At 52.3% G+C, this 24,443-nt stretch carries 23 protein-coding genes; 15 read left to right on the forward strand and 8 right to left on the reverse strand.

The window, feature by feature from the left end:
* The first annotated feature begins 588 nt into the window (after nucleotides 1–588).
* Nucleotides 589–2,190 (forward strand): PTS transporter subunit EIIC, encoded by a 1,602-nt coding sequence (locus tag ACJY2G_RS14725; protein WP_430320471.1) that lies wholly within the window; start codon nucleotides 589–591, stop codon nucleotides 2,188–2,190.
* Between the two features lie 6 nt (nucleotides 2,191–2,196).
* Here ACJY2G_RS14725 and ACJY2G_RS14730 read toward each other — a convergent pair whose 3' ends face one another.
* Together ACJY2G_RS14730 and ACJY2G_RS14735 are read right to left on the reverse strand one after the other, a co-directional pair.
* The gene (locus ACJY2G_RS14730) at nucleotides 2,197–2,937 is read right to left on the reverse strand and encodes a GntR family transcriptional regulator (protein WP_120163075.1); all 741 of its coding nucleotides are present in this window, start codon (nucleotides 2,935–2,937) and stop codon (nucleotides 2,197–2,199) included.
* Nucleotides 2,938–3,111: 174 nt separating this feature from the next.
* Entirely contained in the window at nucleotides 3,112–4,866 is a 1,755-nt protein-coding gene (locus tag ACJY2G_RS14735; RefSeq protein WP_430320472.1) for an ABC transporter ATP-binding protein/permease, read from the reverse strand.
* A 129-nt stretch (nucleotides 4,867–4,995) separates the two neighbouring features.
* On the opposite strand from ACJY2G_RS14735, the gene ACJY2G_RS14740 reads away from it, so the two are divergent.
* Nucleotides 4,996–5,712: a tetratricopeptide repeat protein gene (locus tag ACJY2G_RS14740; RefSeq protein WP_430320473.1), complete on the forward strand. Its 717-nt coding sequence runs from the start codon at nucleotides 4,996–4,998 to the stop codon at nucleotides 5,710–5,712.
* A gap of 109 nt (nucleotides 5,713–5,821) precedes the next feature.
* Here ACJY2G_RS14740 and ACJY2G_RS14745 read toward each other — a convergent pair whose 3' ends face one another.
* Together ACJY2G_RS14745 and ACJY2G_RS14750 are read right to left on the reverse strand one after the other, a co-directional pair.
* Nucleotides 5,822–6,154: a DUF805 domain-containing protein gene (locus ACJY2G_RS14745; RefSeq protein ID WP_120163078.1), complete on the reverse strand. Its 333-nt coding sequence runs from the start codon at nucleotides 6,152–6,154 to the stop codon at nucleotides 5,822–5,824.
* Nucleotides 6,155–6,435: 281 nt separating this feature from the next.
* Entirely contained in the window at nucleotides 6,436–7,305 is an 870-nt protein-coding gene (locus tag ACJY2G_RS14750) for an MBL fold metallo-hydrolase (protein ID WP_439291881.1), read from the reverse strand.
* 115 nt (nucleotides 7,306–7,420) lie between these two features.
* On the opposite strand from ACJY2G_RS14750, the gene ACJY2G_RS14755 reads away from it, so the two are divergent.
* Nucleotides 7,421–8,338, forward strand: a complete 918-nt coding sequence (locus tag ACJY2G_RS14755) for a LysR family transcriptional regulator (protein WP_120163080.1) — start codon at nucleotides 7,421–7,423, stop codon at nucleotides 8,336–8,338.
* A gap of 219 nt (nucleotides 8,339–8,557) precedes the next feature.
* Complete coding sequence (locus ACJY2G_RS14760; protein ID WP_113877581.1) at nucleotides 8,558–9,721, forward strand: MFS transporter; 1,164 nt, start codon at nucleotides 8,558–8,560, stop codon at nucleotides 9,719–9,721.
* 65 nt (nucleotides 9,722–9,786) lie between these two features.
* Here ACJY2G_RS14760 and ACJY2G_RS14765 read toward each other — a convergent pair whose 3' ends face one another.
* Nucleotides 9,787–10,770, reverse strand: a complete 984-nt coding sequence (locus ACJY2G_RS14765) for a LysR family transcriptional regulator (RefSeq protein WP_439291882.1) — start codon at nucleotides 10,768–10,770, stop codon at nucleotides 9,787–9,789.
* A gap of 133 nt (nucleotides 10,771–10,903) precedes the next feature.
* Here ACJY2G_RS14765 and lysA point away from each other — a divergent pair, with 133 nt between their 5' ends.
* On the forward strand, nucleotides 10,904–12,163 hold the full coding sequence (lysA, locus tag ACJY2G_RS14770) for a diaminopimelate decarboxylase (RefSeq protein ID WP_439291883.1): 1,260 nt from the start codon (nucleotides 10,904–10,906) through the stop codon (nucleotides 12,161–12,163).
* Between the two features lie 196 nt (nucleotides 12,164–12,359).
* Here lysA and ACJY2G_RS14775 read toward each other — a convergent pair whose 3' ends face one another.
* Nucleotides 12,360–12,680, reverse strand: a complete 321-nt coding sequence (locus ACJY2G_RS14775) for a PTS lactose/cellobiose transporter subunit IIA (RefSeq protein WP_439291884.1) — start codon at nucleotides 12,678–12,680, stop codon at nucleotides 12,360–12,362.
* Nucleotides 12,681–12,958: 278 nt separating this feature from the next.
* On the opposite strand from ACJY2G_RS14775, the gene ACJY2G_RS14780 reads away from it, so the two are divergent.
* The 5 genes from ACJY2G_RS14780 to ACJY2G_RS14800 are packed head-to-tail and all read left to right on the forward strand — an operon-like array spanning nucleotide 12,959 to nucleotide 17,362.
* The gene (locus ACJY2G_RS14780) at nucleotides 12,959–14,302 is read left to right on the forward strand and encodes a PTS sugar transporter subunit IIC (protein WP_113877584.1); all 1,344 of its coding nucleotides are present in this window, start codon (nucleotides 12,959–12,961) and stop codon (nucleotides 14,300–14,302) included.
* A gap of 24 nt (nucleotides 14,303–14,326) precedes the next feature.
* Nucleotides 14,327–15,763: a glycoside hydrolase family 1 protein gene (locus ACJY2G_RS14785; RefSeq protein ID WP_439291885.1), complete on the forward strand. Its 1,437-nt coding sequence runs from the start codon at nucleotides 14,327–14,329 to the stop codon at nucleotides 15,761–15,763.
* A gap of 15 nt (nucleotides 15,764–15,778) precedes the next feature.
* Entirely contained in the window at nucleotides 15,779–16,096 is a 318-nt protein-coding gene (locus ACJY2G_RS14790; RefSeq protein WP_112288284.1) for a PTS sugar transporter subunit IIB, read from the forward strand.
* A gap of 37 nt (nucleotides 16,097–16,133) precedes the next feature.
* Nucleotides 16,134–16,907: an FCD domain-containing protein gene (locus tag ACJY2G_RS14795; RefSeq protein ID WP_095923259.1), complete on the forward strand. Its 774-nt coding sequence runs from the start codon at nucleotides 16,134–16,136 to the stop codon at nucleotides 16,905–16,907.
* A gap of 5 nt (nucleotides 16,908–16,912) precedes the next feature.
* The gene (locus tag ACJY2G_RS14800; RefSeq protein ID WP_439291887.1) at nucleotides 16,913–17,362 is read left to right on the forward strand and encodes a GNAT family N-acetyltransferase; all 450 of its coding nucleotides are present in this window, start codon (nucleotides 16,913–16,915) and stop codon (nucleotides 17,360–17,362) included.
* Here ACJY2G_RS14800 and galR read toward each other — a convergent pair.
* A complete protein-coding gene (gene galR, locus ACJY2G_RS14805) occupies nucleotides 17,359–18,366 on the reverse strand; it encodes an HTH-type transcriptional regulator GalR (RefSeq protein WP_112288286.1) in 1,008 nt (335 codons plus the stop codon). The two genes, ACJY2G_RS14800 and galR, sit on opposite strands and share 4 nt — an antisense overlap.
* A 223-nt stretch (nucleotides 18,367–18,589) precedes the next feature.
* The gene (locus tag ACJY2G_RS14810) at nucleotides 18,590–19,510 is read right to left on the reverse strand and encodes a LysR family transcriptional regulator (RefSeq protein WP_113877587.1); all 921 of its coding nucleotides are present in this window, start codon (nucleotides 19,508–19,510) and stop codon (nucleotides 18,590–18,592) included.
* 119 nt (nucleotides 19,511–19,629) lie between these two features.
* Between ACJY2G_RS14810 and ACJY2G_RS14815 the strand changes: the two genes are divergently transcribed.
* The 5 genes from ACJY2G_RS14815 to ACJY2G_RS14835 all read left to right on the forward strand — a co-directional run bounded on the left by ACJY2G_RS14815 (nucleotide 19,630) and on the right by ACJY2G_RS14835 (nucleotide 24,397).
* Nucleotides 19,630–20,601, forward strand: a complete 972-nt coding sequence (locus ACJY2G_RS14815) for a transporter substrate-binding domain-containing protein (protein ID WP_113877588.1) — start codon at nucleotides 19,630–19,632, stop codon at nucleotides 20,599–20,601.
* Between the two features lie 76 nt (nucleotides 20,602–20,677).
* The gene (gene hilA / locus ACJY2G_RS14820; RefSeq protein WP_112288289.1) at nucleotides 20,678–21,571 is read left to right on the forward strand and encodes an L-isoleucine 3(1)-dioxygenase; all 894 of its coding nucleotides are present in this window, start codon (nucleotides 20,678–20,680) and stop codon (nucleotides 21,569–21,571) included.
* 62 nt (nucleotides 21,572–21,633) lie between these two features.
* Nucleotides 21,634–22,365 carry a 3(1)-hydroxy-L-isoleucine 4-dioxygenase HilB gene (gene hilB, locus ACJY2G_RS14825; RefSeq protein WP_439291889.1) on the forward strand — a complete coding sequence of 244 codons (732 nt, stop codon included), beginning with the start codon at nucleotides 21,634–21,636 and terminating at the stop codon, nucleotides 22,363–22,365.
* The gene (locus tag ACJY2G_RS14830; RefSeq protein WP_439291890.1) at nucleotides 22,362–23,093 is read left to right on the forward strand and encodes an SDR family NAD(P)-dependent oxidoreductase; all 732 of its coding nucleotides are present in this window, start codon (nucleotides 22,362–22,364) and stop codon (nucleotides 23,091–23,093) included. The genes hilB and ACJY2G_RS14830 overlap by 4 nt, the downstream gene beginning before the upstream one ends.
* A gap of 47 nt (nucleotides 23,094–23,140) precedes the next feature.
* The gene (locus ACJY2G_RS14835) at nucleotides 23,141–24,397 is read left to right on the forward strand and encodes an ATP-grasp domain-containing protein (RefSeq protein WP_120163090.1); all 1,257 of its coding nucleotides are present in this window, start codon (nucleotides 23,141–23,143) and stop codon (nucleotides 24,395–24,397) included.
* Nucleotides 24,398–24,443 lie beyond the last annotated feature (46 nt).

Raw genomic sequence — 24,443 nt, forward strand, 5'->3', positions numbered from 1 at the left:
ATAACCATTCTCAACAAGTCCTCCACTATACGAGAGCGCCAGAGTTCTCTGTGTAAGGATATTGTCATTACCCATGAGTCGATGTTTCTAAGTATGAAGAAAATGTTGCTATATAATCCATTGAAATTATAGGGTTTTAAACTTTTTGTGCAGTGGTAAATGGCAGGGAAGTCGTTACTTAGCAAACTAATCGATAGTTCTTAAGAATGATAACCAGTTAAATATTCTAAAAGTGAATGAATTGTTGGTGGTTAGAAAAGTGTGATGCAGATCAAACAAATTTATACATTTTAACCCGCTGCTTACCAGAAAAGGCTGAAGGATCGCGGCAACTGCCGTTACCTTAAGAGCCGAGAGCGAGCAGTTCTCACATTTGCTTGTTGCCAGCCGTTCTGAACGACGGCCAGTCGCAACCCCCGCGCCCACAGTCCGATGTGGGCTTTTTTTTGCCTGCTGCGCCAATCCGTTTTTCCCCGGCAAAACTGTGATCCCTTTCATACTCCTGACTGCTATGTCTATACAACTATACATTCTGTGACTTAACTCAATTAACGGCTTATTTTTAGCCAGCTAACTGAGGGACGACAGATGATAAAACTTGGCAGCAAGGTGCATGATCTGGGCAAGGCCCTGATGACGCCTATCTCGGTGATTGCCGCCGCCGGGATTTTCTTAGGTCTGGCGGCGGCGTTGCAGAATCCTGCCGTCACCGGTGAAGCCTTCACGCAGATGAAAACCCTGCAACTGGTGATTGGGTTTATCCGCCAGGTATCCGGCGCATTGTTTGCCAACCTTCCGCTATTTTTTGCCGTCGCCACTGCGATGGGTCTGGCCAATGCAGAGAAAGCCACAGCGGCTTTTTCCGCAGTGATCGGCTTTGTCGGGTTGCACGTCGGTGTTAACTACAGCCTGCTGGCGCAGGGGATTACGCCGGAAACCATTGCGGTCGCCAAACTCATGGCCAAGGGCATGACCGAAAGCGATGCGATGATTTACGCTGCCGAGTTCACCAATACGCTGGGGATTTTCACCTACAACATGAGCGTGCTGGGCGGGGTGCTGGTCGGCTTAATTACCATGTGGTTGCACAATCGCTTTTATACGATTGTGTTGCCGACGGCGATCGCGTTTTTTGGCGGACGCCGTTTCGTGCCGATCATCACCATTCTGGTGCTGCCGATTGTCGGCGTGCTGATGTCGCTGATCTGGCCAACGATTGCCATGGGGATCCAGTGGATCGGTGAACTGATCGGGCGCACCGGTGAGATCGGCACCTTTATTTATGCCACGTCGGAGCGTTTGCTGATCCCGACCGGTTTGCATCACATCATCAACGAAACCGTACGTTTCACACCAATTGGCGGCGTGACGACGGTGGATAATCAGAGCATTGTCGGCGCGCTGAATATCTTTAATGCCGCGCTGGCTAATCCCGGCATGATCCCGGACGCGGTGACGCAGCAGGCGACGCGTTTCCTGGCGCAGGGGAAAATTCCGGTGATGATGTTTGGTTTACCGGCGGCGGCGCTGGCGATGTATCACTGCGCCAGACCGGAACATAAAGGCCGTGTAAAAGCACTGATGCTGGCGGGCGGACTGGCCTCGTTTACCACCGGGATCACTGAGCCGCTGGAGTTCTGCTTTATCTTCGTTTCGCCGGTGCTGTATATCCTGCACGCCGTGCTGACCGGCCTGTCATTTGTGCTGATGCAGATGCTGCATGTGATGATCGGTAACGTACAGGGCGGGGCGATCGACTTCCTGATCTTCGGCGTTCTCGGTGGCAGCAGAACGCACTGGTGGTATCCGCTGATCCTCGGGATCATCTACGCGCCGGTTTACTACTTCAGTTTCCGCTGGGTTATCTTGCGGATGCAGATCAAAACGCCGGGACGCGAGGATGAAAACGATGCTGAAGAACGCGCGAAGCCTGCGCAGGGAACCGGCGAGAAAACCAAAAATATCATTATCGGACTGGGCGGCGAGGGGAATATTACGGCGGTCGATTGCTGCTTTACCCGTCTGCGCGTGAAGGTCAAAGACATGGCGCAGGTGCAGGACGGGACGCTAATGAAAACCGGTGCGGCAGGCGTCAAACGCATTACCGACACGGACGTGCATGTGATTTATGGTCCGCAGGTTGAGCAGGTGGCAAATCTGGTGAAAGCCGAGCTGTCGGGTATTGCCTGACGGCGGCTAGGCTTTGACTTTGGCATGGACGCTGAAGGCATAGTTTTTCTGGTTGTAGTACACATCAGACACTTCAAACAGCGTGTCGTCGGTGAATGAGACAATGGCATGAGAATGCAGAACCGGCTGGTCGCGTGACAAATTCAGCGCGAGGCGGATTTCGTTAGAGGGCAGTTCGGCGGAAATCAGTTTGGTGCTGCCTGCTGGCTGAAAACCTTTGGAACGGATATAGGCATATTTTGAAGATGTCATGGCGGCACGCGTGATGTCCGGGAAGCGGTCGCACAGCATCCAGCACTGTTCATAGACGAAGGGTTCATCGCCTAATAAGCGCAGGCGGATCATAAAATAAACCTCGGTACCGTCCGGGATATTCAGCTCGCGGGCGATGTCTTCACTTGCTGGCATGCGCCGAAATTCCAGCACCTGATTTTCAATCCGCTGATTATTTTCCTGGGCGACTTCACTGGCGGTGAGATGGCGGTCGAGCGGGAGGATGATTTTCTGCTGCTCAGCCGGTTCGACCACAAAGGTACCACGGCCACGAAAACGCGCCACACGGCCCTGACGCACCAGATAATCGACGGCTTTTCGTGCGGTCATGCGTGACACTCCGTAGATTTCGCAGAGCGCCGCTTCGGTCGGGATGGAGTCGCCCGGTTTGATTTCACCCGCGCTGATTTTTTCGGTCAGTTGCTGCTCAATTTGCAGGTAAAGCGGGGTGAATGAATTCTTATCTATTTTCATTAAGCCTGACCTCCGGTTCTTCACTTAAGAATAATTGTATAGTTAGCTATACAAATGAGCTAACCGCGTTGCTGATATTCTGTTCAAAATGGGTTTCAGCACACAAAAAAGAAAGGTTGCTGATATCAGCAACCTTTGTTCGTTTTCAGCCACTTCGCAGTGGCGTCTCAGGCGTTACTCAGGCAGCAGTGCGCTGGAGGTAAATCCACACGGACCGTTTTCCTGATTTTTGAACCGCCAGCAGTGCTGATGGTATTTCGCCACGGTATTACGGTGCGCCACACTGATAACCGATGTCTGCGGCAACTCGCTGAGCAGCAGAGAGTAAACCTGTTGCTCGGTTTCGTCATCCAGCGCACTGGTCGCTTCGTCGAGGAACAGCGTATCCGGCTGGATCAGCAAGGCGCGGGCGAATGACAACCGCTGTTGTTCACCCGGCGACAGGCGCTGGCTCCAGTTGGCGTAATCATCGAGGATTTCAACCGAGGCCAGATGCGGCAGGCGGCATTGTTCCAGAACCTGTTGCAGGCGTTCATCGGTATATTCGCGGCTGGCGTCAGGATAACTCAGCGCATCACGTAAGGTACCAATCGGGATATAACTGCGCTGCGGCAGGAACAGATAACGCTTCCCTTCCGCCAGCGCAATATTGCCTGAACCGTAAGGCCAGATACCGGCGATGGCGCGCAGCAGGGTTGATTTACCACAGCCTGAAGGACCGGCAATCAGTACGCGCTCACCCGGCTTCATTGAAGCGGAAACGTCACAGAACAGCGGATTACCGTTCGGCAGATTCAGTGTCAGCTTGTCGAGTTGCAGGGCATGTTCACTGCTTTTACCGACGTTAATCCCGCGTGGCTGAGCGTTGACCTGATCGATAGCGGCATTGAAACCGGCAAGACGGTTAACCGTCGCTTTCCAGTTGGCCAGATCGGTAAACGCATCAATAAACCAGGATAACGCGCCCTGTACCTGACCGAACGCAGAAGCGATTTGCATCAGCGCACCCATCTGAATGGCACCGGCGAAATAGCGCGGCGAGGCCACCAGAATCGGGAAGATATTGGCAAACTGTGCATAAAAGTTGGTCGCGACGTTCAGACGACGGGTGACGCGCATGATTGACCACCAGTTGGTTTTGATGGATTCAAACTTGCCGGTCAGCTGGTCGTGCTCGTTTTTCTCACCGTGATACAGGGCAATTGCATCGCTGTTTTCGCGGATACGGATCAGGCCAAAACGGAAGTTCGCTTCGAACCATTCCTGATTAAACCCGAGTTTTACCAGCGGTTTACCGATATACCAGATAATGAAGGAACCCACAGCGGCGTAAAGCAGCGCGAACCAGAGCATATAGCCCGGAATTTCAAAGTGATGCCCTGCCAGCATGAAGTTCAGCGGGCCACTTATCGACCACAAAATAAACACGAACGAGAACAGCGTCACCACGCTCGACAGCAGGCCGAGCACCAGAGAAAGTGTCCCGCTGGTCAGGGCATTCAGGTCATCTGAAATACGCTGATCGGGGTTATCCACCTGGTGCTGATACTCCGTGTAATAATAGGCGTGATTGGTCAGCCACTTCTCCATATACTCTTCGGTCATCCAGCGCCGCCAGCTCATTTGCAGGCCCTGGGTCAGATAAACCCGGTAGATGGCAATCACGATAAACAGCAGCGCCAGCCAGGTAAATTTCCACAGCTGGGCTTTGAAAACCGGATAGTTTCTGTTTTGCAGCGCGTCATAGAAAACGCGGTTCCATTCGTTAAACTGCACGCTGAGGTACACGCCAGCCAGCGAAAGGATGATGATAGTGGTCAACATGCCCCAGGCTCGCCACTTTTCTTCCGAACGCCAGTAAGGCTTAATTAACTGCCAGACGGCGCCCCATTGCGCCGATTTCCCAGGTTTTTTAGTCATAATAGCCATGTGTAATCGATATGTTGTGAAGCCAATCATCCCAGAATGAGTGTCTCAGTGCGATAGGGCAATGAACCACTTGTAAGGATGTTTTTCCAGCACGAAGCTCTGTAGACCACAAAAGTAGAAGGATGTTTGATGAAAGTCGCAGTGAATTTACTGCTGGTGGCAGGATGTTTTGCCAGTGTTCAGGCGTTTGCTCAGATTGATGAACCTGATATTGATGCTGATTGCGTAAAAGCAGGCATTTATGCTGCTGCCGGAAAAGTCGCGTATCAGCAGGGCGATATGGGCAAAGCGCGGGAAATTTTCCGCAATCAGGTCGCGTGGAGCGAGTTTTGCCACAAGCCGCAGGATCAGATTGCAACGGCTTACAACAACATCGCGCTGACCTACATTAAGCAGGGCGATTATCTGAAAGCCAAAGCCTGGCTGATGCTGGCGCCTGCTGACAAAAAATCACAATACAACCTGGGTCTGATCCAGCCGGAACTTGCTGCAATGCCGCAGGCACAAAGTCCGGCGGGCATTTACTGGCAATATGCCGGTTTTGGCAGCTGGAATATCCTGGAAGTGAAAGGCGAAGAAGCGCAGTTCAAAATCGATTTTAGCGGCTTATACATGGGACAGATGTCGTTGTACTACGGCCCGAACACCGGCGAGTTTTCGGTGGTGACGGCAATCAAAGACAATCACGCGGTGTACCACGAAGCCGACGATGCCTCTGCCGGTGGCGGCGAGTGCAGCGTAGACATGAATTTCGACCCGCAGAACGTGAAACTGCATACCACCGGTGACTGCGGTTTCGGCCACAACGTTCAGGCCGAAGGCGGATTTGTACGGGTAACGCAGTAAGTTTTGAGGGCTAACACCTCGTCAATGCCCCTTTCAACTTTTTGATTTTTCTGCAATACCCCACCCCAGCCCTCCCCTTCGCAGGGGAGGGAGCCGAACGGATCTGTTTTTACGCCTGTGGCTCAACCACATAAGGGCCGAAGCAGTTATCCTCTGGATCGCTTTGGAAGAACATCAGGATCAGATTGAAGACCGGGCACAGCACCCACCAGCCGCTGTATCCTGCATCGTGATTACGACGCACGGCTAATGCCAGGCTGGGAAGAAACACGAATAATGAGTAGAGCAAAGACAGTAAATACTCATCGCCAAATATCTTTGCAATAATGCTTACACCCATTGATATAAGAATATTAAATAACACGAACCACCAATATTCTCTTCTCCGGGCGCGACCAGAAAAATTAGCGTAGTTTTTTAATGCTTTTAAATACCAGTTCATAATAATCCTTTATTAATTGGATAAGGTACTTCCTCTGACGTAATAGCAGAAGATGTTGACCGTTTTTGGTGGGGCGGGAGGATTTTATTATGCTGTTTTTTACTATTCAATGATTTATTAAAGCATTGAGAGTGAAGGGGAAAGTGATGGCAATTTTTTTTAGAAAGTTAATTTATAACTGTATGATTTTACTTGATGCTCTGTTTCTAAGGTTTCTGAAAATAAAATAACGGCAGGATATTTTCTGCCGTTATAATAAATCCGTTATTCGTTATCTATATTTACTGCGGCCACTTCATTTCGCCCTTCAATACTTTCGCGCTCAGTTCTAATGACGAATCATCTTTAAGCTGCGGATAATGTTTTTTCATCGCAGTGATAAGCGCCGCGGAATCTTTCGCTTTTGGTAATTCTTTTTCCAGTGTCAGCAGGTACTGGCGGGTGAATTTCACCGATTCCAGCGTTTTTGGCGCACCCGTCAGGAAATGTCCCGGCACCACGACGTCCGGTTTCAGGCCGGTAATTTCATCCAGTGCTTCCACCCACTGTTTACGCGCTGTCGCAGTCTGCGTATCTGCGGTCCAGACGTGCATGTTGTCGCCATTTACCAGCACGCCGCCGACCACCGCTTTTAATGAAGGGATCCACACGAACGTACGTTCTGCATCCACGCCCTGAATTTCAAATTTATGGCCTTCGAGCGTGAATTCATTGCCCTTCAGCGGCTCTGGCGTGGTGACGGATTTTGGCGCGTTGTCCTTTAGTTGTGGCCCCCAGAATGCGACTTTGCCGTCTTTAGTCGCATTAATCTGATTCACCGTTGCCTGCGTGGCTATCACTTTCGCTTCCGGGAATGCGGCGCGGATCACGTCCAGCCCGAAGTAGAAATCAGGATCTGACTGGCTGATGTACACGGTGGTCAGTTTCTTGCCGGTCGCTTTAATCATCTCCACCAGTTTTTCAGCATCATTGCGCTGGAACTGCGCGTCGATCAGTACCGCTTCTTTTTCGCCGGTGATGATTTCAGAGGACACCGGGAAAATGCTGTTTTCACCCGGGTTATACACCTCCATTTTCAGCGCGCTGGCGGCGTGAGCGGAAAGGCTGCTGCCCAGCAGGGCGGCGATCAGAGTCAGATGTTTCAGTTGCATGGGGTTTCCTCAGGGGCATTAATAATCACATTCAGTAAGTATCTACTGTACGTTGCATAATCCGCGGGAAAAACCGGATAATGCGCAACTGTTTGTTGCATAAACCGGACGAATCATGGACAGAATTACCGCTGCACAAGTGTTTGTTGCCATCGTTGAACGGGGAAGCATGATCAATGCTGCCGAGTCGCTGAATATGTCGCGGGCGATGGTGACGCGTTATTTGTCGGAGATGGAAAAGTGGTCGGGCGCGCGCCTGCTGCACCGTTCTACCCGCAAACTCAGCCTGACGGATGCGGGCGAAAACACGCTGGCGCGTTGCCGGAAAATGTTGTCAGTGGCGGCGGAAATGGCCAGCGTCGCGGATACGGGCGATGAAGCGCTGCGCGGTTTGCTGCGTCTGAGTTGTTCACAATCATTCGGGCAGGGCGCGGTGGTGATTGCGGTCACCGAGTTTTTGCGGCGACACCCGCAGGTCAGTATCGATCTTCAGCTGGAAAGCCGGGCGATCAATCTGGTCGAAGACCGTATCGATCTGGCGCTGCGTATTACTAACGATCTGGATCCGAATCTGATCGCCCGGCCGCTGGCGCTGTGTCCTTCCGTGGTGTGCGCTTCTCCGGCTTATCTCGCCGCGCAGGGCACGCCGCAACATCCGCAGGATCTGGCGGTGCATAATTGTCTGACGTACACGTACTTCGGCAAAAGCCTGTGGCAATTTGAACGGCAGGGCGAGCAGGTGGCGATCCCGGTGAGCGGCAATCTGAGCGCCAATGAATCGCTGGTACTGCTGACCGGCGCGGTTGAAGGCGCGGGGATTGTCATGCAGCCTTATTACTCGGCAGCGCCGCTGATTGCCAGCGGGCAACTGGTTCCGTTACTTGAACAGTGGCAGCCGCAGGAAATGGGGATTTATGCGATTTATGCATCACGACGGCAAATGCCAAAGGCGTTGCGTGCGCTGCTCGATTTTCTGGTGGAGTGGTTTAAAGGGAATCCGCGCTGGATTTCGCTGAAAGAAGAAAAGCGCTGAGCTGACGGGGGAAATAAATCACTGGAATCGGTTCCTTTTCCGCTTTTAGCGCATTTTCCGCAATGTATTGTTATGTAAAGATTAATCCTCAAAACGGATATTTTTCAGGCAGCAAGGGCACAGACTGCGTCTGGTCAAAAGTGTGATCAACGTGGTATTTAAGCCAGTCCGGTGTCATACCGGAGCCTTTACTCATAACTAAAAATATCCGGAGTTTTTATGCCTGTCGCACTCCTGGCACTGGCGCTAAGCGCGTTTGCCATCGGTACCACCGAATTCGTCATTATGGGGCTGCTCCCCAACGTGGCGGGGGATCTGAATGTCAGTATTCCTTCTGCAGGCTGGTTAATCAGCGGATACGCACTGGGCGTGGCGATCGGCGCGCCGATCATGGCCGTGCTGACGGCAAAACTGCCGCGCAAGAAAACCCTGCTGCTGCTGATGAGCATCTTTATTATTGGCAACGTGATGTGCGCGCTTTCCTATAGCTACGGTTTCCTGATGCTGTCGCGTGTCATTACCGCGCTGTGTCACGGTGCCTTCTTCGGGATTGGCGCGGTGGTGGCGGCAAGTCTGGTGGCACCTAACCGCCGTGCTTCAGCCGTTGCGCTGATGTTTACCGGCCTGACGCTGGCTAACGTGCTGGGTGTTCCGCTCGGTACCGCGCTCGGGCAGGCTTTCGGCTGGCGTTCAACATTCTGGGTAGTGGCCGTGATTGGTGTGGCGTCGCTGTTTGCACTGTATAAAAAACTGCCGGATAAGAAAGAAGAAGAGCCGACCGATCTGCGCAAGGAAATCCGTGCGCTGGGCAGCCTTGGTTTGTGGCTGTCGCTGTCGATCACCATTTTCTTTGCGGCGGCGATGTTTGCGCTGTTTACCTATATCGCGCCGATCCTGACGCAAATCACCGGCGTAACTGAGCACGGTGTCAGCTGGACGCTGCTGCTGATTGGCCTCGGTCTGACCATCGGTAACGTGCTGGGCGGACGTCTGGCCGACTGGCGTCTGGGCATCTCGCTGACCATGACGTTCCTGATGATCGCCATATTCTCCGTGCTGTTCAGCTACACCAGCGTGCATCTGGTGGCCGCCGAAATCACGCTGTTTATCTGGGCGATGGTGAACTTTGCTGCGGTGCCGGCGCTCCAGGTTAACGTCGTGACTTACGGTAAAAATGCGCCGAATCTGGTTTCCACGCTGAACATTGCCGCCTTTAACGTCGGCAACGCGCTGGGCGCGTGGGTTGGCGGTGCGGTCATTGAACGCGGAATGGGGCTGAGCACCGTACCGCTGGCGGCGGGCGGACTGGGCGCCATCGGCTTCGTGCTGTGTGTGATCACTTTCCGCCGTGCGGCGAAGAAAGCGGAAAAAGCCGTCGCGTAAATCAGTACATTGAGAAGATAAAAGGCCACGCGGAAAATATCCGGCGTGGCCTTTTTTGTTTTTGTTCAGCGAGTCAGCGCGGCTTTAAGGCGATCGGCAAAGCGCTGCGCCTGCTGATGGCAGTGTTCGATAAATGTGTTTACCAGTGCGGAAGCGGGGCGGTGCAGCGGGCGGATCAGGCTGACGGTGAAGGGTACGGCAATGCTGAATTCCCGTAATACGACGCCGTTGACGCTGTTTTTAACAGAGCTGTTCTCGCTGTTTTTAACAGAGCCGCTCTCGCTGTTTTTAACAGAATAGTCCAGCGCGGTCAGCGGATTGACAATCGACACGCCCGCGCCTTCGCGCACCATGCTGCACACCGACGCCGCACTGTGGGTTTCCATCACCAGTCGCCGCGTAACCTGTTGTTCCGTAAATAAAGTATCCAGCAGTTGCCGGTAACTGTCAGTCGCCGACAGGCTGATATAATTCAGGCCGCTGAAATCTTGTGGCGTGAGTCGTGATTTCTCAGCCAGAGGATGTCCGGCAGGCAGTACGCAGACTTCATTCAGCGTCAGCAGCGTCTGGCGTTCGGTTCCGGCAGGCGTCTGGGTATTTTCCGTCAGCCCTAAATCATGGCGCTGCGCGGACAGCCATTCTTCAAGCAGCGGCGATTCCTGCGGCACAATATTGAAACTGACGTCAGGGTAACGGTCGAGGAACGGTTTACACACCGCAGGCAGCAGCGACTGACTGAACACCGGCAGGCAGGCGATTGAGAGCTGTGCCTGCTCGAACTGGCGGATCCCTTCCGCCGCACTGATGATCCTGTCCAGCCCGTAATACGAGCGCTGCACTTCCTCAAACAGCCGCAGACCCTGAACGGTAGGATATAAACGCCCGCGCAGGCGTTCGAATAATTGCAAATTCAGCAGCTTTTCGCAGCGTGCCAGTTCGCGGCTGACTGTCGGCTGTGAGGTATTGAGCAGCGCGGCAGCTTCGGTCAGATTGCCAGTGGTCATTACCGCATGAAAAATTTCGATATGGCGCAGGGAAATCGCAGGCATGGTTTATCCGGTAAACGGCGTGATTTATCCATATCATAAATGAATAGACTGGCCTGAAATAGATATTTTATCGCCAGATTATTACGCGGCATACTGAGGGAAATATGACTGAATTCACCTGACGGAAAATCTTATGCCACGCGCCCTGAACGATATGTCTACCGCGCTTAATGCCGCGAATTTACTGGCTCTGCCGCAACAATTTGGCTGCCCTGTGTGGGCGTATGACGCGGAGATTATTAAAGCGCGCATCGCGCAGTTGCGTCAGTTTGACGTCGTCCGTTTTGCACAAAAAGCCTGTTCCAACATTCATATTCTGCGTCTGATGCGCGAGCAGGGCGTGAAGGTCGATTCTGTTTCGCTGGGTGAAATTGAACGTGCGCTGGTGGCCGGTTTTATTCCGGGTCGTGAAGACAGTGAGATTGTGTTCACCGCAGACGTGCTGGATCAGCCGACGCTGGAACGCGTGACGGCGCTGGATATTCCGGTGAACGCCGGTTCCATCGACATGCTCAGTCAGATTGGTCAGCATAAAGCCGGACATCCGGTGTGGTTGCGCGTCAATCCGGGCTTCGGTCACGGGCACAGCCAGAAAACTAACACCGGCGGTGAAAACAGCAAACACGGGATCTGGTATGCCGATTTGCCACAGGCGCTGGCGGAGATCGCACGTTACGGCCTGAAACTGGTGGGTATTCATATGCATATCGGTTCCGGCGTGGATTACGGTCATCTTGAGCAGGTTTGCGATGCGATGGTGCGTCAGGTAATTGAAACCGGACAAGATATTGAAGCGATTTCAGCCGGTGGCGGGTTGTCGATCCCGTATCATTTCGAAGAAGAATCCATTGATACCGGCCACTATTTTGGCCTGTGGAACCGGGCGCGTGAGCAAATCGCTGCGCACCTGGGGCACGAGATTAAACTGGAGATCGAGCCGGGACGTTTCCTGGTGGCGGAATCCGGCGTGCTGGTGGCGCAAATCCGTGCGGTGAAAGACATGGGCAGCCGTCACTTTGTGCTGTGTGATGCAGGTTTTAACGACCTGATGCGCCCTGCGATGTACGGCAGCTATCATCATATTTCGCTGTTACCGGCCGATGGCCGCGATGTGAGCGGACAACCGCTGACGGACGCCGTGATCGCCGGTCCGCTTTGTGAATCCGGCGACGTGTTTACCCAGCAGGCAGGCGGCGGAGTGGAAACCTTCCCGCTGCCGCCGGTACACATCGGCGATTATCTGGTGTTCCACGATACCGGCGCGTACGGCGCATCGATGTCATCGAACTACAACACCCGCCCTCTGCTGCCGGAAGTGTTGTTTGAGAATGGCGTGCCGCGGTTGATTCGTCGCAGGCAGACGGTGGAAGAGTTAATTGCTCTGGAATTGTAGTCCCTGCTCCTGAATGTGAGAGGGAATTTGCTCTGCTCCTCCCCCTGCGAAGGGGGAGGTCGGGAGGGGGTTTTAAAGGCTAACTCTCGGCCAAAGCACACTTTGAATTTTGTTTTTGACCTTAATACCCCACCCCAGCCCTCCCCTTCGCAGGGGAGGGAGCTGATCGGGCGACCTTTACTCTTTCGTGTTGAATTTACTGTTTATCAAACATCTCTTTTCTCAGTAACACGATCTCTTCTGCCAGATCACGGCACAGCATGGCGGTCATCAGATGATCCTGCGAGTGCACCATGATCAGATTCACCGGGATTTTGCCCACGCCTTCATCCAGACCAATCAGCTGCGTCTGTACTTTGTGTGCGACCCGCGCCGCGTCGTCCGAGGCTTTCAGCATCGCATCAGCCTGTTCCCACTCTTTTTTACGTGCGTGCTGAATCGCCATCATCGCGTTTGAACGTGCTTCTCCGGCGTTCATCAATAACTCCATCACCGTTTGTTCCAGATCGAATTCCATCGAAAACTCCAAATTGGTATACCAGAAAAGTGTGAATTCATCATATTGGAATTCCAATATTCACATGTGAGAACGCTGTCACAGAAATTAATTCGTATTCCGCTATTTTTTGGCATGCCACATTACGGAAAGTTCGCCGGAAAGTGGCCGACAGGATAATTAACAGAACCGGATTCTGACTCAGCTTCGGACGACACCTTTAATCCTCATTCAATATAAAAAGGTGAAGACGAAACCAACACCTGTGAAGTATAGAAAAAAGAAAATGAGGTGCTGTCATGTCACTGAAAGACCGTTTTATCGATTCTCTCGGGGGATTCGCCAATACCTTTAATAGCCTCAGATATATCATGGCTATTAAGGCATCTTTTATCACGTTAATGCCCGTTATTATTGTGGGGGCATTCTCAGTTTTAATTTCTAATATGGTGATGGATCCGAAAAACGGATTAGCCCATTTTGAAATGTTCTCCTGGCTGGCAACGCTTAAGCCGATCATGAGCAGTATTAACTACGCCACGCTGAGTTTTCTGACCATCGGTGCCGTATTTTTAATTGGTATTGAACTCGGGAAAATTAACGGCTCACGCTCGTTATTTCCGGGGCTGCTGGCGGTAATTTGTTTTATTGCCGTGACGCCGACCACCGTCGATATGATGGTCAATGGCCAGATGCAGGAAGTCAAAGATGTACTGGCAAAACAATTCTCGGATACCAAAAGCCTGTTCCTTGGCATGTTTATTGCCATTCTGTCGGTTGAAATTTATTCCCGTCTCGAGCGGATAAACGGCCTGCGTATAAAAATGCCGGAGAGCGTGCCGCCTAACGTGTCGGCGTCTTTCTCGGCGTTAATTCCCGCCATTATTACCGTGGTTATCGTCGCGACCTTTGGCTTTGTTTTCCATCGCGTTACCGGCATGTATTTGTACGACGCGGTGTATCAGGTGATTCAGCGTCCGCTGGAATCGGTGATGCAAAGCCTGCCGGGCATCCTGCTGCTGATGTTTGTCGCGCAGCTGTTCTGGGTGATCGGTATTCACGGCAACCAGATGATTAAACCGATCCGCGAACCGCTGCTGCTTGGCGCGATCATGGTCAACATGACAGCGTTTGAGCAGGGCCATGAAGTGCCGAACATCATCACCATGCCGTTCTGGGATGTGTATATGAGCATCGGCGGTTCCGGCTGCACTATCGGTTTGCTGCTGGCGGTGATGCTCGCTACAAGGCGTAAAGAGATGCGCGAAATCGCCAAGCTTTCTCTCGGGCCAGGCTTCTTCAACATCAATGAACCGGTAATTTTCGGTATGCCGATCATGCTCAACCCGATTCTGGCGATCCCGTTCATCATCACGCCGCTGATCACCGGCACCATCGGTTATTTTGCGACGAGCCTTGGTTTCGCCGGACGCGCCGTCGTCATGGTGCCATGGACCACACCGCCGATTATCAACGCCTGGCTTTCTACTGCGGGGTCGATGGGCGCGGTGGTCACGCAAATTGGCTGCATCGTGGTGGCGGTACTGATTTATCTGCCGTTCGTGAAAGTGGCTGCACGCCGTGCCGAACAGGCGCAGCTGGAAGCCCTGCAACAGAGCCAGAAACAGGCCGCTACGGCGTAAACCATTCGGAAAAAGAGGGACGTTATGAGTAAGGTTTCAATCGCCATTCCTGACGGATTTATTCTCGGTGCTGCGGCTTCTGCGTGGCAGACCGAAGGCTGGAGCGGCAAAAAAGACGGGCAGGATTCGTATCTGGATCTCTGGTACAAAAACAACCGCCATGTCTGGCACAACGGCTACGGCCCGGCGAAAGCCACCGATTTCATCAACCGCTACAAAGAAGATGTGGCGCTGATGAAAGCCAGCGGACTGACGCATTACCGCACGTCGGTTAACTGGTCGCGCTTTTTCACCGACTACGAACGGGGCACCGTTGATGAAGAATACGCCGCCTACATTGACGACTATCTGGATGAGATGAAACGCAACGGCATCGAACCGATGCTGTGTCTGGAGCACTACGAGTTACCGGCATTTCTGATTGAAAAATACGATGGCTGGAGCTCAAAAAAAGTCGTCGAACTGTTTGTGCTCTACGCGGAAAAAGTCTTTGAACGCTATGCCGGAAAAGTCAGCCGCTGGTTTACCTTCAACGAACCGGTGGTGGTGCAGACCCGCGTGTATCTGGATGCGATCCGCTGGCCGTTCGAGCAAAACACCGCGAAATGGATGCAGTGGAATCATCACAAAGTGCTGGCGACCGCCAAAGTGGTCGAGCTGTTCCATCGCAAAAAATATAACGCCGCAGGCACCGTCGGGGTGATTTTAAATCCGGAAGTGACGTATGCCCGTTCATCGGCGGCGCATGACCAAAGGGCGGCGCATTTATACGATTTATTCTACAACCGCGTATTTCTGGATCCGATGATTAAAGGGGAATATCCGCAGGAGTTGCTGGAATTACTGGAAAAGCACGGCGTGCATTTCGATTATTCAGAAGCAGAACTGGCGGTTATCCGTAATAACACCGTGGATGAAGTGGGTATTAATCTTTATTACCCGCACCGCGTAAAAGCTCCGTCCCGCGAGTGGAATAAAGATACGCCGTTCCATCCGGCGTATTACTACGAACATTTCGAATTGCCCGGACGCCGGATGAATAAATCGCGCGGGTGGGAAATCTATCCAAAAATTGTTTATGACATGGCGATGCGCATTAAAACGGAATACGGAAATATTTCGTGGTTTGTTGCTGAGAACGGTATGGGTATCGAAAATGAAGGTCAGTTCCGCGATGCAAAAAGCGGGGAAATTCAGGACGACTATCGTATTGAATTTGTTGCCGAGCATCTTTACTGGACATTAAAAGCGCGGGAAGACGGTGCGAATTGTCAGGGATATATGCTCTGGGCATTTACCGATAATGTCTCGCCAATGAACGCCTTTAAAAACCGTTACGGTCTTATTGAGATTGATCTTGATAACAACCGTGATCGCCGTCAGAAGAAATCATCTCACTGGTTTAAATCGCTCAGTGAAAGTGGTGTGTTGTCATTAACGCTCGATGACCAGGAAAAATAACCTAAGGAAAACACTATGAAACGACTCGTTTTAGCCTGTTCGGCAGGGATGTCCACGTCACTGGTGGTCACCAAAATGGAAAAAGAAGCCGCCGCGCGCGGTCTGGAATTTAAGATTTACGCCATCCCGGAAAATAACCTGCGCGATGAACTGGACGCTTATGGCCGTGATATTGTCGCCGTCCTGCTCGGACCGCAGGTGCGCTTTAAGCTGGCGGAGAATAAAAAGCTGACTGATGAGCACGGTATCCCGATTGCAGTGATCGACATGGTGGCTTACGGCACGTTAAACGGTGCAAAAGTGCTGGATCAGGCGCTATCTCTGATACAGTAACATCCGGTCTTTATTGTTTTTGCATCAGGGTGATTGTGTGGAAAAAGGTGTGGTTTCGCAGGACAGAAAACAGTATCAGGAAATCGGGCACGACCTGCGTGAGCAAATCAAGCAAGGGCATTTCGCCGTGGGATCCCGCCTGCCGCCCGAACGCAATATGGCGGAAACCTACGGTGTCAGCCGGACGATCGTGCGCGAAGCCTTACTGATGCTGGAACTGGAAGGCACGGTGGATATCCGTCAGGGTTCCGGCGTGTACGTGATCCGCATTCCTTCTCAGGAAGAAGGCGAAGACGAACTGATGTATCAGGGGCAGATTGGCCCCTTTGAAATCCTGCAGGCGCGGCAGTTGCTCGAAAGCAATATTGCCGCGTTTGCCGCCAAAATGGCCACCAAAGCGGATATCGAAAACCTGCGCCGCACGCTGGAGCAGGAACAAATCGCCATCGTCGCCAATGATGAAAGCGGCGACAACGACAGGCTGTTTCATCTGCTGATTGCCGGTGCGACGCAAAACCAGATGCTGCTCGACTCGGTGAAAAATATCTGGATGCACCGCGATTCCAGCCCGCTGTGGAAACAGTTACACAGCCATATCGCGACCCGCGGTTACCGCCTGAAATGGCTGGCTGATCATCAGAATATTTTGGCCGCACTGCGCCGCCGCGACGTGATGGGCTCGTATCAGGCGATGTGGCAGCACATGGAAAACGTCAAAAATACGCTGATGGAACTGTCGGATGTCGATGCACCGGAGTTTGACGGTTATCTGTTTGAGTCTGTGCCGATTTTCCAGGGCAAGCTGGTCTGAGCGCGATGAAAATCATTAATCTCACCGAAATGCCGGAATTTGCCGATGCGGTAACAGACTGGCTGTGGCAGGCGTTTGGCAGCGAAAACAGCCGGGCGTTTTTTGCCAGTGTGGTGAAAAGCTGTCTGACCGGCGCAGATTTGCCGCAAACCTTTATTGCGCTCGACGGAGAGACATTAGCGGGAACGGTGGGATTGTGGCGCTGCGATTTGATCAGCCGTCAGGATCTGACGCCGTGGCTGGCCGCGTTATACGTGGATGAAGCGTATCGTTCGTGCGGGCTGGGGCAGCAGTTACAGGAATTTGTGCTGGAGCAGAGCCGCCGCAGCGGCTTTCATGAGTTGTATCTCTACGCCGAATTTACCGGCTATTACGAACGTTTTGGCTGGAAATATATCGGCGACGCGCTGGATTATCCGGACAAACCGGTGCGCGTCTATCATCAGTCGCTTTAGGTATTCGACGGGCTGCTTACCGAGTGACGGCGCACCAGCGTCGGGCTGAACATGTGGGTCGTTTCCGGCAGCGGCTGACCGTTTGCCAGGGCTAACGCCAGTTGCGCAGCCTGATTCGCCATCGCCACCACCGGATAACGTACCGTGGTCAGGCGCGGGCGCAGGTAGCGCGAAATCAGTACGTCATCAAAGCCAATCAGCGAAATCTCGCCCGGCACATCAATGCTGTTATCGCTTAATACCGATAATGCACCGGCGGCCATCGGGTCGTTATAGCAGGTCACCGCCGTGAATCCTTTGCCCAGTCCGAGTAAATCCGCCATGGCTTTTTCGCCGCCAATTTCATCCGGTTCCGCGTAAGCAATCAGCTTGTCATCGACCGGAATATTGTGTTCCGTCAGCGCGTCGATATACCCCTGCAAACGGTCGCTGGCATCGGAAATACCGTGGTTGGAACATAAAATCGCGATGCGCTGATGTCCGGCCTGGATCAGATGACGCGTCGCCAGCCAGGAGCCGTAGCGGTCATCGAGGGCGATACAGCGCTGTTCGAAGCCCGGCAACGTGCGGTTAATCAGCACCATGCCGGGGATTTGCTGCATCAGGCTGGTCAGTTCATCTTCCGGCAGCATTTTGGCGTGAACCACCAACGCGGCACAGCGGTGGCGGATCAGTTGCTCAATGGCCTGACGCTCTTTTTCCACGTTATGGTAACCGTTACCAATCAGCAGAAAGTTGCCGGTGGCGTAGGCGACCTGTTCGACGGCTTTGACCATCGCACCGAAAAACGGATCGGAAACATCGGCCACGATCAGCCCCAGCGTTTCGGTCGCCTGCTGAGCCAGGGCGCGGGCGTTGGCATTTGGGTGATATTGCAGATGTTGCATGGCGTTCTGTACGGCTTCCCGCGAGCTGTCACTGGCTTTTGGGGAATGGTTTATCACGCGTGAAACGGTCGCAACCGATACGCCTGCCAGTTTTGCTACATCCTTAATCGTCGCCATAACACTTCCGTTTTCCGTGAGGGTAATCGTTTACACTGACCAGTTTTGCGGAAAAGACTTCTGGCTGCAAGGATGCTGATCGCAACTTTGGGATGTAAGCGGAATGTAACGGGAAAAATACCGGAAGGTTTGGGCCTCCTCTGCGAAGGAGGAGGCGGGGCAGGGACGGAGATTTTGCAGGAAAAGGATTTCCGGCGTACACGTCAGTCCCGTTTCATTCTGGCTAAACCCTGCCTTCCTCCTTAATCCACTGCATAAAATCATCGATAAATACTCGGGTTTTAAGCGGCAGCAGTTTATTGGGCAGGGTGATTGCGTAGGTGTTGCGCGGCAGAGGGTTCTCCACTCGCCATTCAGGCAACACGCGATGCAATTTACCATTCGCGATGTATTTGTTGGCGATGAAAGTGGGGATCAGCGCAATGCCGACACCCTGCAGGATGGCATCAATCATGGCGTCGCTGTTATTGATCATCAGCCGTGGAACCAGCGTCACAGTCTCCATTATATCATTGTGCCAAAAACGCCAGGCACCGCGAAATTGCCGTTCATCGGGGAAAAAAATGTTGTGCTTGGTGAGCGCAGCCGGGAAATCGGGCAGCACTTCGTCGTAATCCGCAGCACAAACCAGTACGTAATCGATAGGCATCAGGGCACGGGCAACCATATTTTCCGGCGGACTTTCGGTAACGCGAAGTGCCAGATCGTAGGCGTCCTGCGTCAAATTAGTGACGCGATCGGTCAGCGACAGTTCGACGTTTATTTCTGGATAGCGGCGTAAAAAGGCGGGCAGAAAAGGGGTGAGCAGGATCTTACCCAGTGTGTTTGGCGCGGTGATACGCAAAACACCCTGAGGGGTATCGCTGAAGCTATCCGCCCGGGAGAAAAGTGTCTGCGTGGCGGACAGTACCGTCAGCGCCTGCTGATAAATTTCCAGTCCGATCTCGGTGATGGCGACTGAGCGGGTCGAGCGGGTAAATAACACCACATTGAGGCGTTTCTCCAGCCGGTCAATCATCCGGCTTACAGAAGAGGGAGCCAGCGAAGCTTCCCGTCCTGCTGAAGAAAAACTACCTTTTTCAACCACCTGAATAAAAACGGACAAACTGGGAAGGAGTTCGGCTAACTCATTTGTGCTTTTCACGCATAGCTCTTTTGTTTCTGGAATATCTATCCAAATTATCATCAAGCCGTATGATGTTCAACAGAGGCAATCTCTGGTGAGAACCAGTCACAATAGTCAATTTAATTAATAGGTTAGCTATGTTGAACCAAACGGTTATTGAACGGATACGCCAGCACGATGTGCTGAATGTTGGCGTTAGTCTGGGTTTTAAAGGATTGTCGTTTCGCAATGCATTACACAATTGCTGGGAAGGGTTCGACATTGATTTAGCCCGGGCGGTCGCGGTGGCGGTGTTAGGTGATGTCGGGAAAATTCATTATATGCCGTTGCAGTCCGGCGACCGGTTTCGGGCGCTGCGTGACGGAGTGATTGACCTGGGGTCATTTAATTCCAGCATCACCTTCCAGCGTGAATCAGAGTCAGAAGTCAGTTTTGTTCATCCGATGCTGTTTGATGGTGAAGTGCTGATGACGCCGGCGAGTAATTTGCTCGAACCCGTTGAACAGGCAAAGTATACCCGCGAGCGCCGGATAGCAGCCATGCGGGGATCAACTACCGAAGAAAACCTGAAGCGTTACTTTGGAAATTTAAATCTCTCTTGCGAGATCCGACTTTTTGATTCGCCGACGCAGGCTCGTCAGGCTTATCAGCTGGGCGAATGCAATATTTACTGTCTCGATTCCTATCTGCTGGCCGGCGAACGTGCTCAGCTGAAAGATAAAGAAGCGCACATTATCTTGCAGGACCGCATCTCGCTGGAAGCCATGTCACCGGCAGTGTCCTCTCATGATACGCAGTGGCTGAAAGCGGTGACCTGGATCATGCGTACGCTGATAGAAGCGGAAAACTTACAGATCACCAGCAAAAACATTCTGGAAATGAGTCAGGAGGCGACGGGATACCTGCGCACTTTCCTTTATCCGTCAGAACAGCATTGTAAGAACCTGGGGCTGCGTCCGGATTTTATCCGCGCGATCATTCATCAGGTCGGAAATTACGGTGAAATATTCCAGCGTAATTTAGGTAAATACTCAGAGCTTAATCAGGAACGTCGGGATAATAATTTATGGTCTCAGGGTGGGATGCTGTATTCGCCTTTATTTATCTGACATCCTACTTACCCAGATTAATTAATAACAAAATTTTTGTGCGATTATCATTTTAATATTCTTTGGCAGGAACATCATGAGTGAATTATTGGCTGAAAAACAGCAAGAGATGGTATTGTCCGGTTCAGTAAAAAAGGGCTTCAGTTATTTAGAAACTGAGCCTGATAATGTCGATTTTAGTGTTATCAAGAACATTATTCTGCATGGTCATCATCAGGGTAATGTTCTGTATATTATCCGTAATTTTGCGAATAAAGAAATCTGCCAGGATGTAGCAGAAAAGTTTAATCAGATGGTGGATCGCAACGGTGGCGGAAACCGCGCCGATGACGGTTTTGTTCTGACCAATCAGATTGGCGCCACACAGTTTTCCCGTAACGGCGAGCAATATATGGCGGAAGTTAACCGGGTCAACGGCAGTGTTGCAGAACTGATGTCCGTCGCAGACAGTTATGCCACCGAGTCCCTGTTCCTCAACCGCACGCTGGAAGATTTATTCCTGGATGAAGGCATCCATTTTGGCCCGGCGCGTTATAAGAATTCTTACGCCTGTTTTGCCACGTTCCGTCGCTGGCTGGATAACGGTGTTATGTCGCTGATGCCTCATGAAGACCGCGCCCAGCTTAAGTTTGCGCAACAGGATGATTTTGAAATTGCCGATGCAATGACGGTTACCGCGTTTAATGTGTGCCTGGAAGCGGCGCAGGGCGGAGGCGAATTGAAGATGTGGAACCTCGATCCGGATGAGCCTTGCCGCGCCCGCTTTGGCGTGACGGACACCGGTTATCCGTATCCCCCGCACCTGTTGCAGGGAGTGGAATCACTGTCAGTGCGACTGAATGCCGGGGATATTTATTTCATGAACGCCTGTCATCTGCACGGTGTCAGCAGCGTCAGTCAGGGAAGTCGTCTTACGGCCGGGCGCTTTATTGGCAGACTCAATAACAGCAAAGTGGTGTATTGGACATAACCGGAGTGAATTAATCCTGTTGATACTTTCTCTCTTTGTCCTGAATTAATAACGAGTCTTATATGGAATATGTTAATCATCTTGCCGCCGGGGGGTACGCATTTATTCCCGGTGGTTATTATCAGACATTGTCTGATGTGAATTACGATAATAAAGATATTTTTCTTTCTGAACTTGAAAAATTAAAAATGGCGTATGAACAACTGACGCTTGATCCTTATTCTGCGGGCAATCGCTGGCGCGGTTATGCGCAATGCCGGCGTAATGAGCAGGGGGAACTCAGTTTTGGCCATTTTACGGAATATAAGCAAACCAAAAAATACAATCCGGATACCGGCGGTATTGTTCGCCATTATCCTTTGCTGCCCGAGAATATTACTGCAAACCGCCTGATGCAGGCGATTTTGCAGGACGACATCGCTTTTGTTGAAGCCTATGAGCGTATCGGGCCGCTGGAAGAGCTGTCAGTCGGCATTCATTTATTCCGCTATGAGGCGCAGTGCGATGCGCCGGCGTACAGCTCGCCCGTCTGGCTGCATAAAGATGATGAGGATGTGGTGTTTGTTCACCTGATCCATGCCTCCGACAACATGCTGGGTGGCGACAATCTGATTGCCCCGAACCCTAAAAATATTGAGCGGGTGCTGCGTCTGGAGGCGTTATTCGACACGCTGGTGGTCAATCACGACAAATACCATGCTGTGACCCCCATCGGCTGCCGCCAGCCGGGAGAGACGGCACTGCGTGACATCATTCTGGTGACGTTCCAGCGCACGATGAAGGAAGCAGCATGAGCCTGAAACATAAAGCATTTATCACGGGCGCCTCCAGTGGTATCGGTCAGTCGATGGTGGCGGCCTATCTGGCCGCCGGCTATGCGGTAGAGGGCATCGACTGTTCCCCGTCCGTTTTCGCCAATGAACCTGAATACGTTCACCACCAGCTGGATATCACTGATTCAGTGCGTCTGAATGGCGTATTTGAAGTTGCAGAATACGCCAGCGATAACAATGTCTTAATTAACTGCGCCGGTACGCGTGAAATCTGCCGTATCGATGAATTATCACTGTCGCTGTGGGAACGTGTTTTTGCCGTCAACGTGACCGCCAGTTTTGTTGCCGGACGTGCATTCTGTCAGCAACTGGTTAGCCATAACCTGCCGGGCAATGCCGTCAATATCGCCTCGGTCTCCGGTCTGATGGGCGAGCCTGATCGCACCGCTTATGTCTCATCAAAGCACGCCGTGATCGGCCTGACAAAACAGCTGGCGCTGGAATACGGCAAGCATCAAATCCGGGTGAATGCCATTGCGCCCGGTGTTATCCGCACACCGCTGACCGAACCTTACTACGACAATCCGGCACAGATGGAGAAGATCCAGCGAGGTCAGTTCCTGCCTGTGCTCGGCGAAACGCAGGATGTGGCAAAAGCGGCCATGTATCTCACCTCTTCCGATGCGCGATTTGTGACCGGTTCCACGCTGGTTATTGATGGCGGCTGGACGATTGGTAAAGACCTTTAATCCGATGGCCGGCATAACGGCCACTACTGACTTGCAGGAGTTTTATTATGAACAACACCTATATTTTGATCCTTGGCGGTGAGTTTGCTTTACGTGAGCGTGTGCTGGCCGGGGCTTTACGTGCCTCAGGCGGAATGCGGGTACTGACGATGGCAAAAAACCGCACCACGCCGACCATCAAATTTTTCGACGGCTTTATTCCGGGGGATGTGGCTGATGCAGAGGCTGTACTGCGTGCTGTACAGGCTCATCAACAGGAAACCGGTGAAACCCCTGCGGCGGTTATCCCGATGAACGATTTTACCGTGCGCGCCGCCAGCCTTCTGACTGAGCATTACCAGCTTCACGGAAATGATTGCCAGACGATCACCAACTGCCGTGACAAGTTTGTGATGAAGCAAATCCTGCAAGCCGCTGGCCTGCCGGTGCCTCGCTTCGCGGCGTTCCGTACGCTCAACGAACTGAAAAACCTGATCGCAGAGTTCGGTCTGCCGGTGGTGATTAAACCGCGTGAACTGGCGGGGAGTCTGGGCGTGTTGAAAATCACTCACGAACAGGAAATCGAAGAAGTGTTCGCCCGTTGCGTTACCGATGTGATTTCACTCAATGGTGAATCCTTTGCGCCGGAAGACTTGTTCCAGGTCGAGGAATATATTCCGGCCTGGCAGGAAGTCAGCGTTGAGGTGATCAATCAGGGCGACTATCACCGGGCCATGGCAGTTACCGACAAATACCTGGGTGAAGAGCCGAATTTTGTTGAAGTCGGCCACAGCATGCCCTCGCTGCACAGTGACAATCAGCAACTGCGTGACATTGCTGAACGGGCCTGTCATGCACTGGGGATCCGTTACGGGGTGGCGCACTTTGAAGCCCGTATTACGCCTGCCGGTGAAATCAAAATCATCGAAGTGGGCGCACGCACCGGCGGCGACACCATTATGGATTTGGTGGAAAGAACCTACGGTATCAACCCGTATGAACTGCACGTACTCAGCCATCTGAACAAACTTAAACCGCTGCCGGATACGCTCGAACCTCGCGGCCTGAGCGCCGTTGCTTTTATTAAAGCCGACGTGGGTGTGATTGAGAAAATCACCTTGCCCGCCAGCCTGCCGGCTCATGTGGTGAATATGCAGGTGACTGCTAAGCCGCTGGATCTGTCGAAAAAGCTGGTGTCGTGGAAAACCCGTGAAGGTTCCGTGGAGTATTTCTGGCCACAGCGTTCCGCAGAACAGGGTTTTGATGAGCACTTAACCATTGCCGATCAATACGCCCGCTCGCTGTTTACCCTCCGTCAGATCTGATAACACCCGAGCCACCTCATTTGTGGTGGCTCCCGAACTCCTTTAA

It is taken from the genome of Rahnella sp. ATs2, from assembly GCF_051851855.1.
Taxonomy (GTDB): domain Bacteria; phylum Pseudomonadota; class Gammaproteobacteria; order Enterobacterales; family Enterobacteriaceae; genus Rahnella; species Rahnella variigena.

What these genes read in the sequence shown, in the direction of transcription:
- ACJY2G_RS14725 (WP_430320471.1), top strand. Translation starts at nt 589, where the DNA reads ATGATAAAACTTGGCAGCAAGGTGCATGATCTGGGCAAGGCCCTGATG.
- ACJY2G_RS14730 (WP_120163075.1), bottom strand. Translation starts at nt 2,937, where the DNA reads ATGAAAATAGATAAGAATTCATTCACCCCGCTTTACCTGCAAATTGAG.
- ACJY2G_RS14735 (WP_430320472.1), bottom strand. Translation starts at nt 4,866, where the DNA reads ATGGCTATTATGACTAAAAAACCTGGGAAATCGGCGCAATGGGGCGCC.
- ACJY2G_RS14740 (WP_430320473.1), top strand. Translation starts at nt 4,996, where the DNA reads ATGAAAGTCGCAGTGAATTTACTGCTGGTGGCAGGATGTTTTGCCAGT.
- ACJY2G_RS14745 (WP_120163078.1), bottom strand. Translation starts at nt 6,154, where the DNA reads ATGAACTGGTATTTAAAAGCATTAAAAAACTACGCTAATTTTTCTGGT.
- ACJY2G_RS14750 (WP_439291881.1), bottom strand. Translation starts at nt 7,305, where the DNA reads ATGCAACTGAAACATCTGACTCTGATCGCCGCCCTGCTGGGCAGCAGC.
- ACJY2G_RS14755 (WP_120163080.1), top strand. Translation starts at nt 7,421, where the DNA reads ATGGACAGAATTACCGCTGCACAAGTGTTTGTTGCCATCGTTGAACGG.
- ACJY2G_RS14760 (WP_113877581.1), top strand. Translation starts at nt 8,558, where the DNA reads ATGCCTGTCGCACTCCTGGCACTGGCGCTAAGCGCGTTTGCCATCGGT.
- ACJY2G_RS14765 (WP_439291882.1), bottom strand. Translation starts at nt 10,770, where the DNA reads ATGCCTGCGATTTCCCTGCGCCATATCGAAATTTTTCATGCGGTAATG.
- lysA (WP_439291883.1), top strand. Translation starts at nt 10,904, where the DNA reads ATGCCACGCGCCCTGAACGATATGTCTACCGCGCTTAATGCCGCGAAT.
- ACJY2G_RS14775 (WP_439291884.1), bottom strand. Translation starts at nt 12,680, where the DNA reads ATGGAATTCGATCTGGAACAAACGGTGATGGAGTTATTGATGAACGCC.
- ACJY2G_RS14780 (WP_113877584.1), top strand. Translation starts at nt 12,959, where the DNA reads ATGTCACTGAAAGACCGTTTTATCGATTCTCTCGGGGGATTCGCCAAT.
- ACJY2G_RS14785 (WP_439291885.1), top strand. Translation starts at nt 14,327, where the DNA reads ATGAGTAAGGTTTCAATCGCCATTCCTGACGGATTTATTCTCGGTGCT.
- ACJY2G_RS14790 (WP_112288284.1), top strand. Translation starts at nt 15,779, where the DNA reads ATGAAACGACTCGTTTTAGCCTGTTCGGCAGGGATGTCCACGTCACTG.
- ACJY2G_RS14800 (WP_439291887.1), top strand. Translation starts at nt 16,913, where the DNA reads ATGAAAATCATTAATCTCACCGAAATGCCGGAATTTGCCGATGCGGTA.
- galR (WP_112288286.1), bottom strand. Translation starts at nt 18,366, where the DNA reads ATGGCGACGATTAAGGATGTAGCAAAACTGGCAGGCGTATCGGTTGCG.
- ACJY2G_RS14815 (WP_113877588.1), top strand. Translation starts at nt 19,630, where the DNA reads ATGTTGAACCAAACGGTTATTGAACGGATACGCCAGCACGATGTGCTG.
- hilA (WP_112288289.1), top strand. Translation starts at nt 20,678, where the DNA reads ATGAGTGAATTATTGGCTGAAAAACAGCAAGAGATGGTATTGTCCGGT.
- hilB (WP_439291889.1), top strand. Translation starts at nt 21,634, where the DNA reads ATGGAATATGTTAATCATCTTGCCGCCGGGGGGTACGCATTTATTCCC.
- ACJY2G_RS14830 (WP_439291890.1), top strand. Translation starts at nt 22,362, where the DNA reads ATGAGCCTGAAACATAAAGCATTTATCACGGGCGCCTCCAGTGGTATC.
- ACJY2G_RS14835 (WP_120163090.1), top strand. Translation starts at nt 23,141, where the DNA reads ATGAACAACACCTATATTTTGATCCTTGGCGGTGAGTTTGCTTTACGT.